The 14185-nt window shown below is 48.0% G+C and carries 11 protein-coding genes; 6 read left to right on the plus strand and 5 right to left on the minus strand.

Annotated features, from left to right (window positions below):
* Positions 1 to 15: 15 nt before the first annotated feature.
* On the minus strand, positions 16 to 279 hold the full coding sequence (locus ABT56_RS13535) for a GrxA family glutaredoxin (protein WP_047879420.1): 264 nt from the start codon (positions 277 to 279) through the stop codon (positions 16 to 18).
* Positions 280 to 672: 393 nt separating this feature from the next.
* Here ABT56_RS13535 and ABT56_RS13540 point away from each other — a divergent pair, with 393 nt between their 5' ends.
* From ABT56_RS13540 to ABT56_RS13560, 4 genes are all read left to right on the plus strand, one after another.
* Positions 673 to 1875 (plus strand): iron-containing alcohol dehydrogenase, encoded by a 1203-nt coding sequence (locus ABT56_RS13540; protein WP_047879421.1) that lies wholly within the window; start codon positions 673 to 675, stop codon positions 1873 to 1875.
* Between the two features lie 222 nt (positions 1876 to 2097).
* On the plus strand, positions 2098 to 3276 hold the full coding sequence (locus ABT56_RS13545; protein ID WP_047879422.1) for a hypothetical protein: 1179 nt from the start codon (positions 2098 to 2100) through the stop codon (positions 3274 to 3276).
* Positions 3277 to 3667: 391 nt separating this feature from the next.
* Positions 3668 to 4255, plus strand: a complete 588-nt coding sequence (locus ABT56_RS13555; RefSeq protein WP_047879424.1) for an acetate uptake transporter — start codon at positions 3668 to 3670, stop codon at positions 4253 to 4255.
* Positions 4256 to 4433: 178 nt separating this feature from the next.
* Complete coding sequence (locus tag ABT56_RS13560; protein ID WP_047879425.1) at positions 4434 to 5402, plus strand: ADP-ribosylglycohydrolase family protein; 969 nt, start codon at positions 4434 to 4436, stop codon at positions 5400 to 5402.
* Positions 5403 to 5471: 69 nt separating this feature from the next.
* Here ABT56_RS13560 and ABT56_RS13565 read toward each other — a convergent pair whose 3' ends face one another.
* The 4 genes from ABT56_RS13565 to pabB all read right to left on the minus strand — a co-directional run bounded on the left by ABT56_RS13565 (position 5472) and on the right by pabB (position 10701).
* Positions 5472 to 6833: an L-serine ammonia-lyase gene (locus ABT56_RS13565; RefSeq protein WP_047879522.1), complete on the minus strand. Its 1362-nt coding sequence runs from the start codon at positions 6831 to 6833 to the stop codon at positions 5472 to 5474.
* Positions 6834 to 7067: 234 nt separating this feature from the next.
* Positions 7068 to 8321, minus strand: coding sequence for an aromatic amino acid transport family protein (locus ABT56_RS13570; protein ID WP_047879426.1), 1254 nt, complete (start codon positions 8319 to 8321; stop codon positions 7068 to 7070).
* 182 nt (positions 8322 to 8503) lie between these two features.
* Positions 8504 to 9112, minus strand: a complete 609-nt coding sequence (locus tag ABT56_RS13575; protein ID WP_047879427.1) for a CoA pyrophosphatase — start codon at positions 9110 to 9112, stop codon at positions 8504 to 8506.
* A 182-nt stretch (positions 9113 to 9294) separates the two neighbouring features.
* Positions 9295 to 10701 (minus strand): aminodeoxychorismate synthase component I, encoded by a 1407-nt coding sequence (gene pabB / locus ABT56_RS13580; protein WP_047879428.1) that lies wholly within the window; start codon positions 10699 to 10701, stop codon positions 9295 to 9297.
* Between the two features lie 277 nt (positions 10702 to 10978).
* On the opposite strand from pabB, the gene ABT56_RS13585 reads away from it, so the two are divergent.
* Positions 10979 to 12487: a fumarate hydratase gene (locus ABT56_RS13585; RefSeq protein WP_047879429.1), complete on the plus strand. Its 1509-nt coding sequence runs from the start codon at positions 10979 to 10981 to the stop codon at positions 12485 to 12487.
* A 242-nt stretch (positions 12488 to 12729) separates the two neighbouring features.
* On the plus strand, positions 12730 to 14151 hold the full coding sequence (locus ABT56_RS13590) for a WGR domain-containing protein (protein ID WP_047879430.1): 1422 nt from the start codon (positions 12730 to 12732) through the stop codon (positions 14149 to 14151).
* Positions 14152 to 14185: the final 34 nt, after the last annotated feature.

Raw genomic sequence — 14185 nt, forward strand, 5'->3', positions numbered from 1 at the left:
AACTTATTTAAGAGATTACTGGAATAGACCCAGATTTTCTTTAGCGTAGGCTTCGAAGTCTGTGCAGCCGCCAATGTGCTCTTGATCGATAAAGATCTGAGGTACTGTTTCAACAGGCTTACCAACAGTCTGCTCAAGGTCAGCCTTGCTGATACCTTCAGCGTGGATATCCACGTAACGGAAATTGAAATCTTCGCGCTCTTCTTTTAGCTTTTCTGCCAACTCTTTAGCACGGACACAGAATGGGCAACCAGGACGACCGAAAATAACTACAAACATGGATATCTCTCCTTATCTTTAATGCGTTTACTATAACGCGGCATTACGCGATGACAAAGCGGGTTTTGCCTGTTGGTATGATAGATAAAATCGATTGATAGCCCTAAGTAGGCATTTGGGGCACCTGTTTATACAAGGTGCAAGCTATCAGCATTCAGAAAAGGATGGCGCACGGGTTGTACTTGACTGCCTAGGTAGAGATGTTATCGCGGTGCTGGCTACTTAAAGAGGGAAGCATTAATGATAGGCGAATATTTGTGACAGTTCGCTAGTTATGAAACCAAGAATGGTATTCATTGGTGAAATCTTGCTCAGAATCAAAAACAGGAACAAGTAACTGGGCACACTCGTTAATAATTAAGGAATTTAGAGTTAGCGTGTAATGGAGTGCCTATGTTTCAGTTTATGACTGCATCGAGGATCATTTTCGGTGAAGGGGCGCTGGTCAATTCTCTTACCTCTCTTAACCAGTTTGGCTACAGTGTATTGCTGGTGACGGGAAGGGATAGCCAGCGCGCAGAGCCACTGATCCACTATTTTAAACAACAGGGAATGCGCTATCAGCAAGTGGCCGTGCATGGTGAACCGCTTATTGCCATGGTGGAGGAATTGGCTGCGATGGGGCGGAAATTTCGTCCCGACATGGTCCTAGCTATCGGCGGTGGTAGCGTGCTCGATACTGGCAAGGCGTTGGCTGCACTGATCCCCAATCAGGGAAGTGTGTATGACTATGTCGAAGTCGTTGGGCGCAATGTCCCACTTCAGGCCAAGCCTATCCCATTTATTGCCGTGCCGACAACCGCAGGGACAGGGGCGGAAGTCAGCAAGAATGCGGTGCTTCGTTCTGCTCAGGAAAATGTCAAAGTCAGCCTGCGCTCGCCGGATATGCTGCCGGACTTAGCCATTGTCGACCCAACGTTAACTTACGGCATGGATCCTGTGATGTCGGGCTGTTGCGGAATGGATGCTTTTACTCACCTGATGGAATCGTATGTCTGCGGTGATCCCAACCCTTTGACGGATATGGTTTGTGAGGAAGGGTTGCGTCGTTTGGCTGGGGCGATATTGCCCGCGTGCGAAGATGATGATCCCAGGGCGCGCGCCGACATGTCTTTCGCGGCGCTGTTGGGGGGAATGGCATTGGCCAACGCTAAGCTGGGGGCGGCCCACGGGCTTGCCTCGTCGCTGGGTGGCCGGCTGGATGCCCCTCATGGCCTGATTACCGCCCAGCTGGCCCCTTATGTTATGCAAGAGAATGTGCTGGCAGCCCGCGAGGCAGGACGGGGTGATGTATTAAATCGTTACCGTCAGTTGGCCTGCATACTCACCGGCCGGATGAATGCCGAGATTATAGACGGTGTGATGTGGACGAAACGGACCTTGAAGCGGTTGAATCTACCGTATGTGTCTGATTACGGCCTGTGCGAAGTATCATTTGATGCAGTTGCCGAAGATGCCCTGCTGTCGAATGCGATTAAAGGAAACCCGCTGCCTCTGAATAAATCCCGCCTGTTGAGTATTTTGCACCATATGTGCGATTGCCATGCAATTTCGACTGATTTGGATGCTTATCATGAGCAGCCCAGTCCGCAATAAATTCAGCAATAAACGAACAGAATAAGATCTTGAGCCCAATTTCGATTGGGCTCTTTTTTTATTAACACCGATGAGCTGTGTTAAAGTGACGCATCGAACTTTTTGAAAAATAATCAGTCAGATAGAATATGTTTTGCGGTTGGGGCCAATTAGGGCGACTGACTGTGGATAATTTGCGAGTTAGCGGCGGTTATCTATGCTGCCGAATTTTGAGAGTACACTATGACGAACACTGGGAAAGTAGTCAGCGTATTGTTGATGGCTGCTTTGCTTGGCGGTTGCAGTACACCTGAGGGAGGGAGCCTGAATACTTCAGGTGTCGATGCTGAAACTGCTGTAGGGCATACACAGGAAACCTACCGTTCTTGGCGCGACAAGGTTGTAAAAGCGGAACCATTGATGATTTACGCGCCCAACAAGTATGCCTCTATGATGGAGAGTTGGCAGCGTGCCGACGTGCTGTATAAGGATATGGTGGCCACGCCGGCCACGGCCCAAAAAAGTTACTCGCTATTTTCATCTGGGACTTATCTGGATCGTTTTTATGCCGAAATTGCGGTGATAGAAGCCAATTACAATGAGCTGGTTGGGTTGAAAGATGTCGCTGATGAGGTGTTGGAACCGGCTATTACGCAAATGGCCTACCTTAATAGCATTGATGCCAATGCCCATTACCGTAGTGAGTTTGTACGACTCAACCGATTCTATGCCAAGTTGTTTAGCCTCATCGAGAGCGGTGAGTTCAGCGAGGCGCGCGAGGAGCAGCAAGAGTTTTTGGCTCGGGCCCATAGCTTGGAAGTCAGAGTGATAAAGCGGATTTATATTGCGCCGGAAGAAGAGGCGCTGCGCCAATTGTGGCGGGATGATGTCCGTTATTATGCGCCATTGAGTTTTGCCCGTGTCGAGCAGGAAATCGATACGGCCAAAGCCCTGATTGATAAATCACCAAGAGCATTCGATGCCATTAACCAGTCAGTGTCAGCCATCAAGTTCGAACTGGCGCATGCTGAGAATACTGCCAATGAAGTCAAAGCGTTGCGTGAGCTTAATCGCGATGAGTATGAAGGCTATATATTGGGTATTGAAGACAAGCTGTTGGCGATCTCTTCGGCGGCTAACGGCAGTGATTTACGTGACTTGCCATTGTCGGAACAAGTTCGCCTGATCGAAGCGGGAATTGTGAAGATCCGCCAACGGGAGGGAGAGCATCCGTTACCCAAGCGCGATGAGCTAAATAGCGATCAATTAGTGAAACTTCAGTTGATACTCCAGCAACAAAATACTGAAATTATGCAGCTTAAGCAGCAGCTGAATCGGCTAAATGGCACTATCCCAGAGGAGCAACCCGCGCCGAGCGAGCCTACATTGCAAACGAAAGCGACCGCGAGTCTTGCTCATTAAGGTGATGTGATTTAGTGGTTAGCATGTAGAAACTCTGGATACTTATAAAAAAAGCAGCCAAAAGGCTGCTTTTTTTATAAGTTGTGAAATATTGTGGTGCTTGTAAATTCTTATTGTCAATTAAACTTTTGTTTTTATTGTTTATTTTGGTTTTTTGTACGCGTGATGTTTTTTGTTCCGAAACAGTTTCTAACAACTTGTAAGGCTTTATAGGAATAAACTGCTTTACAAAAAGGCAGGTAAAACAACTTATTTTTGATTTTGGCTAACTTTTGCGCGTCTTTTGGCTTGATTTGCCTCTCGACGTCCTTTAGAATTCGCCGCGCATTCGATGAGTGCACCCATTTTTTAATAATTGTAAACTTTTTTGAATTACTCCTTTGAGGAATCCATGTCAACGAAACTAGCTAACCCAGCGCCACTTGGCCTAATGGGCTTTGGTATGACTACCATCCTTCTAAATATCCACAATGCGGGCTTCTTCCCTATTGATTCGATGATCCTTGCTATGGGTATTTTCTACGGTGGCCTGAGCCAGGTAATCGTGGGCATGATGTGCTTCAAGCGTGGTGACACTTTCGGTACTACAGCATTTACTTCTTACGGTCTGTTCTGGTTGACTCTTGTTGGTCTGATCGTAATGCCATACATGGGTCTGCCAGCAAGCCCTGCTAGCTTCATGGGTTGGTACCTACTACTATGGGGTATCTTCACTGGCTTCATGTTCATCGGTTCACTATGCTACCCACGTGCTAAGCAGTTCGTATTTGGTTCTCTGACTGTTCTATTCTTCTTGCTGGCTGCTCGTGATTTCACTGGTAGCGCGCTAATCGGCACTATCGCTGGTTTTGAAGGCATTATCTGTGGCGCAAGCGCAATCTACTTCGCAATGGCTCAGGTACTGAACAACGAGTACGGTCGTACTATCCTGCCAGTTGGCGAGCTGAAAAAAGACAAAGCACTTAAAGCGGCTGCTTAATCGCCCCCGTTTATAGCGTTTCGAAAACCCGCCCATGTGGCGGGTTTTTTTATGTCTGAAAATCGCGGCTTTATCCTGTGGATGGGGATCCGGGGGATAACTAATCATCTAATGAATTGGATTAGTATAAGCTTAATGCCATGAGTGGTTGTGACTCCAGTTAGAGGGGGATGGGCTTATGGCACAGCGATATGCAGCATTGATGGGGGCATTGGTTGCCGATGCGGCCAGTATGGGAACACACTGGATATACTCACCAGAGAGAATCGCGGCACTTCAGGAGCGGCCGCATTTTCCTTTTATTGAACCCGACGCCGAAAACTATCAAGGCGTTGAAGGCTACTATGCCCATAGTCAGATAACCGCCGGTGAGCTAACAATTTATGGGGAATGGCTAGCCCTGTATATCCGGTTGCTCAGTCAGCCCGGGTTGGGTACGCGAGAAATCCAGCAGGCGGTGCTGGATTATTTTGGCCCCGGCGGGGAGTTTATCGGTTATGTCGACAGTCCTACCAAGGCGCTGCTGCTGACCTTGTTTTCTCTGCCTCCCGAAGACTGGCCTGATGATTCGGGCTGCGATGATGATCAAAACCCGGCGTTGTGTGCGATACCAGCGCTGGTCTCGCTGAAGATGCCGTCTGAGCAGTTAGAGCGGGAGATCATGCGAATCGTAGGGATCACCCACCAGAATGAGACGGCATTGCAGTGCGCCTCGGCCTTTGCCAGTTCGCTGAACGAGGCATTGCGTTCTAGGCGCATGGAGCCCGTGCTCAACATCTTGAAGATTAAATCTCCGCCTCTGATTCAGGAGCGCATTGAGCAGGTGAGGGTGCTTAGCGGTGATGTTAATGACTTTTCCCATGTGCTGAGTATCGTGAACAGTGCCTGCCACCTTGGTGACAGCATTCCGTTGGCTGCATGGATTTTGCAAAATAGCGACAGCTATACCGAGGCGGTGATTAAGAATATCCTAATCGGCGGTGACAGTTGCGGCCGAGGGATTATCGTCGGCGCATTGGCCGGAGCCTGCTACGGTTTTGGGGATCAAAAGGGGATTCCGATTTCCTGGCTGACGACCTTGCAGTGTGGGGAGGCGATGGCTGAGGATATCGAGCAGTTGCTGCACCATGCTAGCGGGGCATTTTAGCGGTTGTCTCGGGAAGACGCCCATTAAAAAAGCCACCCGAGGGTGGCTTTTATTATTCGAACTTGGCGATTAGCAAAGTACTTTGATTGCCAGGCCGCCCTGAGACGTTTCGCGGTATTTCGCGTTCATGTCTTTACCAGTTTCCAGCATGGTTTCGATAACTTTGTCTAGTGATACGCGTGGCTCAGAAGAGCGACGTAGCGCCATGCGAGAGGCGTTGATTGCTTTAACAGCAGCAATACCGTTACGCTCGATACATGGAACCTGTACCTGACCGGCAACTGGGTCACAAGTAAGGCCTAGGTTGTGCTCCATCGCGATTTCCGCAGCCATACATACCTGCTCAGGGCTACCGCCCATTAGCTCAGCAAGGCCAGCAGCCGCCATAGAACATGCCACACCTACTTCACCCTGACAGCCAACTTCAGCGCCTGAGATAGATGCGTTACGCTTGTAAAGGCCACCGATAGCACCAGATGCCGCAAAGTAACGAGTGTACTCTTTAGGGCCAACTGGCTGGATGAACTTGTCGTAGTACGCAAGTACCGCAGGGATGATACCGCAAGCACCGTTGGTAGGTGCAGTAACAACACGGCCACCGGCTGCGTTTTCTTCGTTAACGGCGAAAGCGTACATGTTAACCCAGTCAACCACAGTCATTGGGTCGTTGCTTAGCTTCTCGTTAGTCATCAGCTGCTGGCGCAGTGCTGCTGCACGGCGAGGCACACGTAGAGGCCCAGGCAGGATACCTTCTTCGCTCATACCACGCTCCATACACTCGCGCATAGTGCGCCAGATGTTAGCGAAGTAAGTGCTGATGTCGTCTTCGGCATTCATCGCACGCTCGTTAGACATAACAAGTGAGCTGATAGACAGGCCGTTTTCTTTACACTGGTTCACTAGCTCTTCGGCTGTCTTGAACATGTAAGGAACTTTAACGGATGATTCTGCTGATTTACCGAAGTTCTCTTCGTCGACGATGAAACCGCCACCGATAGAGTAGTAAGTCTTGGTGTAGGCTTCTTCCTCGCCGATCCAGGCGTGGATAGTCATACCATTCTCGTGAAGAGGAAGGTTTGTTGTATGGAAGTTCATACCGCCTTCACGAGGGAAGTCAACAGTGTGGCAGTGCATGCCCACTGGTAGACGCTCAGTTTCTTCAACGCGTGCGATGAAGCCTGGGATAGCGTCGATGTCTACATGCTCAGGGCTGTTGCCCGCAAGACCCATAATGATAGCGATATCAGTGTGGTGACCCTTACCGGTTAGAGAAAGTGAACCGTAAACATCCACGGTAATTTTAGTCACGTCACGAAGTTTACCCATGCTGCGCAGGTCATCGATAAATTCTTTACCTGCTTTCATTGGGCCAACAGTGTGCGAACTGGAAGGACCCACACCAATTTTATAGATATCAAAAACACTGATCATTGCAAATACCTCAGCCACGGGAAACAATCTTGTTTCCAAACTAGACTGTATAGATTTTTCATTCTCGCCCCTTCCTTGGCGAGATAATCAAAACAAAAGAGCAGGGGCTTTTGCGTCCTGCTCTTTAGTGTGTCTATTGTACGTGATTTGCCTGAGAAGACTATGCGTTCTAGCACATTTTCTTACAGATTTTAGTCATCACGGAGCAATATCATGGCCTAGCTGTTCTTTGGCTTACAGTGCACCGTAAATCACAGATGTGATTGCTGCGATACCACACAGAGCGGTGAAGATCTGAGCTGGTGTCGAAGTCTTGTACTTAGCCATTGCAGGAACTTTCTGCATCGCGAAGATTGGCATTAGGAACAGGATAGCGGCAATCATTGGCGCACCCATTGTTTCAATCATGCCCAGGATGCTTGGGTTGATTACGGCAACGATCCAAGTTGTGATTACGATGAATACTAGGGAGATTTTCTCAATCTTGCTAACTGGCATTTCAGAGCGAGACTTCATTAGGCCAACTAGACCTTCGTGAGCACCTAGGAAGTGACCGAAGTAGCTTGAAGTGATGGCTGCGAAAGCAACTAGTGGACCAAGCAGAGAAATCATTGGAGATTCGTGAACGTTCGCTAGGTAAGACAGAACACTGATGTTTTCTGCTTGTGCTTGTGCTAGTTGTTCTGGAGACATAGACAGTACAACAGAGAACACGAAGAACATTACGAAGCCCATCAGCATCATTGCTGCGCCACCAGTGATCATGTCAGTTTTCTTAACTGCGTCGTCACCGAACTGCATGCGCTGCTCTTTAGAGAACTGAGAGATGATTGGGCTGTGGTTGAATGAGAACACGATGATTGGAATTGCCAGCCATACTACTGAAGGCATAGAAGCCCAATCAGGAGATACTGACATCATTGATGTGTTCCAGTCAGGGATTAGGTATACAGAAAGAGCAAGCAGGATGAATACTAGAGGGTAAACCATCGCTGAAGTTGCTTTAAGCATTAGCTCTTTGCCAAGTACAACACCCGCAGTCATGGCTAGGATCAAGCCACCAGATAGCAGCCAGCGAGGAATTGATTCCATGCCTAGCTGGTTAACCATGAACGAGTCAACCGTGTTAGTGATACCAACACCGTAGATTAGAACGATAGGGTAGATGGCGAAGAAGTAGGCAAAAGTAATGATGTTTGCGCCAGTCTTACCAAAGTGCTCTTCAACAGTATCGGTGATATCTGCTTCAGGGTTTTTAGCTGAAAGTACGAAACGAGCAAGGCTCTTGTGAGCAAACCAAGTCATAGGCAGGGCGATAAGCGCCAGAACGACTAGAGGCCAGAAACCGCCAGCACCTGCTTTGATTGGAAGGAATAGAACACCGGCGCCTACCGCTGTACCAAATAGCGACAGTGCCCAAGTAACGTCTTTATACGTCCATCCTGCTTTTACAGCGCTAGTGGCTGTTGTGCTTGTAGATGTTTGCATGATTATCTATCCAAAGTTGTTTACGGAACGGAAATTAAGGAACGGCGCGCATTTTCGTGATTTATTGCGGGAAAACCATGATCAAGATCTCGTTATGTAACACGGATGTATTGCAATACAAACCAGTGTGATCAAGATCACGCATTAATGGCGGGTAATATTAGGGGAAATAACGTGCTAGATTAGTTTTTCTCATGCCAGAGTTGTTTTGATAACACTTTTAACATTTGTGCAGTCGCCCCCCAAATTGCGTATTTGCCGAATGAAACTGAATATATATGGTGTTTTTGGCCTTTAATCGAAATAGGAAGGGTTGCCATATTCATCGGGTTAAGCACAAAGCTGGCTGGAGCCTCGAACAGTTCATCAACCTCATTGGGATCAAGGTAGGGCGTGTATTGAGCGGGAATAACGGAGAGATAGGGGGTTACGATGTAGCCACTAATTGTGGCAAGCGAAGGAAGTTGGCCGACAATATTGCTGCGATTGCATAAAATACCTGTTTCCTCATGCGTTTCGCGAATTGCCGTCTCGATCAAATCACCGTCTTCTACCTCATAGCGCCCGCCCGGAAAAGAAACTTGCCCAGGGTGATGCTTTAAGTGTTTGGCTCGGCGGGTGAAAATGATGTGTATCCCGTCATCACGTATAACGAGGGGAATAAGAACCGCCGCCGGTTTCAAGGCTTTGCCGGGAATAAGGTGTTGCTCGATTCTCTGGGTATGACTGGTGTCGTACGTCGCTGGTGAAGACAGAATAAAGCGGCTTATCAAGTGTTGCGATACTGGCATAGTCCATCCATGACTGAGATAACATCAAATAAGTATAGCTGACCCAGTATATTACCTTAGGGTATAAAAATGTCTCGTTTTGATGTTTAACATGCTTGTTTACTGAATTTGTTGGTAGGTGGTTGATTTTCAACCTACCAATTGCCCTCATCGGCTGTGATGAGGGCGTGAATAAAAGGGATTCAGTGAGATAATACGGGCAAGATTCGGCTTAGTTTGTCCAACGTTTCTTGGTATTCACTATCGACTTGACTGTCGGCCACTAGACCACCACCAGCCCACGCGTGAATTTGACCGTTGTGGCAGACCAGTGTGCGAATCGTGATACTGGTATCCATTTTCTGGCAGCGACTGATGTAGCCGATACTACCGCAGTATATGCTGCGTCGGTTTGGTTCCAGCTCCTCGATGATCTCCATCGCCCGGATTTTCGGCGCGCCGGTAATCGACCCGCCGGGGAAGCAAGCTCGCAGGAGATCACAGGCACTGTACTGGTCATCGAGATCACCGGTTACGGTACTGACGAGGTGGTGAACGGCTGGGAAGCTCTCAACATCGAACAGTTTTGGTACCCTGACAGTGCCCGGCTTTGCAACGCGTCCTATATCGTTGCGGAGCAAGTCGACGATCATCAGGTTTTCGGCACGATCCTTTTCTGTATTCCGTAACTCCTCGGCCAACAGGGCATCTTCAGCTTTATCAGTGGCGCGGGGACGGGTGCCTTTGATGGGCTTAGTTTCAATCCGGCGTCCATCAAGCTGGAGAAAACGCTCAGGTGAAACTGAGACAATGGCGGTATCGTCGGTGCGCATGAATGCCGAAAATGGCGCGCCGTTGCCTTTTTCGAGCTGCAAATAGCCTTGCCATTCACAGCCGGTGTAATTGGCACTGAAACGTTGTGCCAAGTTAATTTGGTAGCAGTCGCCAGCCAGAATGTATTCCTGCACCTGCTTGAACTTTTCGCCGTACTGCGTTCTGTCCATATTGGCTTGCCAGTGCGATGTTAGGGCAAAGCTATCAGATTGTTGAAATTGACGTGCTTCAGAGGATTGAGATTCATAGGCCGCACGGCGTTCTGATAACCACTGTTTTCGGGCGCTACCCACAGGGCTGATCAGGTAGAGGTTCTCTGTGTGGTGATCGGCAATCAGGGCCCAGTCATAAATCCCGATAGCCATGTCAGCAATGGGAATGTCGTGATGGGCTAGAGACGGTATTTTTTCTATTCGTCGGCCGAGATCGTAACCGAAGTAACCAAGAGCGCCACCACAAAAAGGCACATTCTCAAGGGGATCGATCACTGGTAGCAAGGAGGATTGCAGCGACTCGAGTAGGGCGAACGGATCGTCATCGCTGTATTTTTCGTCGCCATTTGAAAAAATAATACGGGTTGTTTCACCATGTGTCTGTAAAGTGGCTAAAGGATCGGCAACCAAAATATCGAAGCGATTATCAGGGTGATCCGAAGCCGCCGAGCGTAATATCATTGCCCACGGCTGGCCCGCAAAAGGTTCAAACCACGCACAAGCTTCATCTTTGTGGTAGTCGAATTGGTCAATATTCAAAGCTGTATGCGTTTTACAAATCATTTTCTATTTTGTGACAGGTGTACGTTTGGCGCATAGCGCGAAATTAATGGCAAGAGTATCATAAACCCAGTTTTTATTACGACGCCCAAGGACGATCCCTCGCTATTCTTTTTAATTTTCGATGAGTTAAATAGCTTGGGAGCACCGCCATGTGGAACGTGGCAGCGTGGCTCATCTCATTCAGACCCTACATTATGGGTGACGATGTGGCACACCCCCCTACATTGGAAGCAATAAATCGGGCGCCAAGGAATGATAATAATCAACGAGGGCATTTATGACCGTCATCCGCAAAGAAGATGTGATTAGTAGTGTGGCCGATGCGCTGCAGTATATCTCTTACTACCACCCGCTGGACTTTGTGAAAGCATTGGAACAGGCATATAACAGAGAACAGAATCAGGCTGCGAAGGATGCAATTGCGCAGATCCTGATTAACTCACGCATGTCAGCCGAAGGTCGCCGTCCTATCTGCCAAGATACCGGTATCGTGACCTGTTTCGTTAAAATCGGGATGAATGTTCAGTGGGATAGTGATCTGACTGTCCAGCAAATGATCGATGAAGGCGTTCGCCGTGCTTACACCAACCCGGATAATCCGCTACGGGCCTCTGTCGTAGCCGATCCTGCCGGGAGTCGAAAGAATACCCGTGATAATGCGCCTGCAGTCGTACATATTGATATGGTGCCGGGCGATAAGGTGGAGTTCCAGATTGCAGCTAAAGGCGGCGGTTCGGAAAACAAGACCAAGATGGTGATGCTTAACCCGTCTGATGATATTGCTGAGTGGGTTGAAAAGACAGTTCCTCTGATGGGGGCTGGCTGGTGCCCACCGGGTATGCTGGGTATCGGTATTGGCGGTACCGCTGAGAAAGCCGCGGTGATGGCGAAAGAAGCCTTGATGGAGTCCATTGATATTCAAGAGCTGCAAGCACGCGGTGCCGAAACTGCCGAGGAAAAATTGCGTCTTGATATCTACAACCGCGTAAACAAGCTGGGCATTGGCGCACAGGGTCTGGGTGGCCTGACAACGGTTCTTGATGTGAAAATTAAGACGGCACCAACCCACGCTGCGTCAAAACCTGTTTGTATGATCCCGAACTGTGCGGCAACCCGCCATGTTCATTTCTCACTGGATGGCAATGGCCCTGCGGAGCTTGCTACGCCGAAGCTGGAAGACTGGCCGGAAGTGACTTGGGAAGTGGGCGAGAATGTTCGCCGTGTGAATGTGGACGAAGTGACTAAAGCTGACGTGCAGCAATGGCGCTCTGGTGAGACCTTGTTGCTGTCAGGCAAGATCCTTACGGGTCGTGATGCTGCCCATAAGCGTATTCAGGATATGCTGGCGCGTGGTGAAGACTTCCCGGTTGATTTCAAGAATCGCTTTATTTACTACGTTGGCCCTGTTGATGCGGTAGGTGATGAAGTTGTAGGCCCAGCAGGCCCGACAACCTCAACTCGGATGGATAAGTTCACCGATATGATGCTGGAGCAGGCAGGCCTGACCGGTATGATCGGTAAGGCGGAGCGTGGTCCTGCTGCGATTGAGTCAATCAAGAAGCACAAGGCTGTTTACCTAATGGCTGTTGGTGGTGCTGCATATTTGGTGGCAAAAGCCATCAAACAAGCGAAAGTGGTGGCATTTGAAGATCTGGGCATGGAAGCGATTTATGAATTTGAAGTCGAAGATATGCCAGTGACGGTGGCGGTAGATGCTGAGGGTGTCAATGCCCACCAAACAGGTCCAGACATCTGGAAAGTCAAAATTGCTGAACTTGAAGGCTAAGGGATACCTAAAGCCAATCGAAAAGGAGCCGTAGGGCTCCTTTTTTATTTCCTTGCAACGATAAAATAGCCCCAAACGGTGTGTTTAATTTATTATGCCGAAAAATGAGGCGTGATGTTTTTTTCTCTTCTTACCATCCATGGAAGAAATATTTTCTATATGAAGATAAGGATAAGTTGTTTGAATTAAAATAGTCAGTTTTTTAGAATAGCGCTCACATCAAGATAAAAAGAATGAGTTAAATGGAAAAAGTTTATTTGGAATTATCGGAAGATAATGGTTCTTCGCACAAGTTTTATGAAGTGATTGTTGATGGCAATGAGTTGACAGTCCGTTACGGTCGAATTGGTACTGACGGATCGAAAACGTCAAAAGTCTTTCAAACATTAGAAGCGGCTCAAAAAGAAGCAATCAAAAAAATTAATTCGAAAAAGAAGAAAGGCTATGAAGATGCCATCATGGGCGTACGCCAAAAGCGGACAATAACGCGCCGCTTGACGGTATCAACGACATCGACAGCGAAGAAATCACCGGTACTTTGGAAGTTTAACTCAGGATCGGGTGCATTCGGTATTTTTGTTGACAATCAATATTGCTGGATCGGTAACCAAGACGGCCGAGTGTTTAAATTAACGCATTCAGGTGAAGTGGTCGATCAATTCCAATTGCCGGATGGTGTCAAATGTATTATCGGTGACCAAGGATGGATCTATGTGGGTTGTGATGACGGCAATGTTTACGATTTGACGGGTAAAGTCCCTCGTTTGGCCTATGCAATCAACGAAAACGTCGATATTTATTGGTTAGATATCAATGACGGCTTGCTGGCGGTGTCTGATGCCGATGGTCAAGTCACGAGCATCAACTACGAAGACGAAGAGCAGTGGTCTCGTTCGAGTAAAGGGTCGGCAGGCTGGATGGTACGCGTTGATGAAGACAGCCGTATCTATCATGGTCACTCAGGCGGTGTTGCGTGTTATAACGGGATTGACGGACAGGAAATCTGGCGTCAAAAAACGCAGGGCTCAGTATTATTTGGCTGGCACATGAATGATACTGCACTGGCGGGTACGGGCCAGGGTAATTTGGAATTGTTTGATCGTGATGGATGCAGACAGTTGCTGATGAAGGCCGACGATAGCATCTATTCTTGCGCGTCATCAGAGAACAACCGTTATTTCTTTGCCGGTGATAGTTCATCATCCATTTATTGTTATGATGATGAAGGAACGCGTTTATGGAAGCTGGCGACAACGTGTGGTTCTGCACTATCCATGCAGTATCATAATGAGAAGTTATATATTGTGACAACATCAGGTTATCTAACCTGTATTGACGCGAGTGAGGTTGCAATTAACCTTGCTAAAGAAGGTACGGTTCCTGATGTAAAATCAATCGCAGCACCTAAAAAAGTGGCTATTGTTGCGAGTGATACCGTAGAAACGGTAGAGAGTATTAGCATTCAAGGAACGAAATTAAAATGCATAAAAGTAGATGGTAAATTACGGGTTAGGGTTATCTCGTCAGGTTACCATTATGATTGGAATGTTCAATTCCCGAAAAATATGCGTATTGAGAATGCTGAATTTTTGGTTGATGAAATACGAGAAGTGTCTGCCGGTGGCTTCTACCGTGTGTTCGGTAACATTTATCGTCTGAATTAATATTTTTATCAGATATTAGCTTCATATATAAAAA

The sequence above is a fragment of the Photobacterium aquae genome (assembly GCF_001029445.1).
Lineage (GTDB): Bacteria > Pseudomonadota > Gammaproteobacteria > Enterobacterales > Vibrionaceae > Photobacterium > Photobacterium aquae.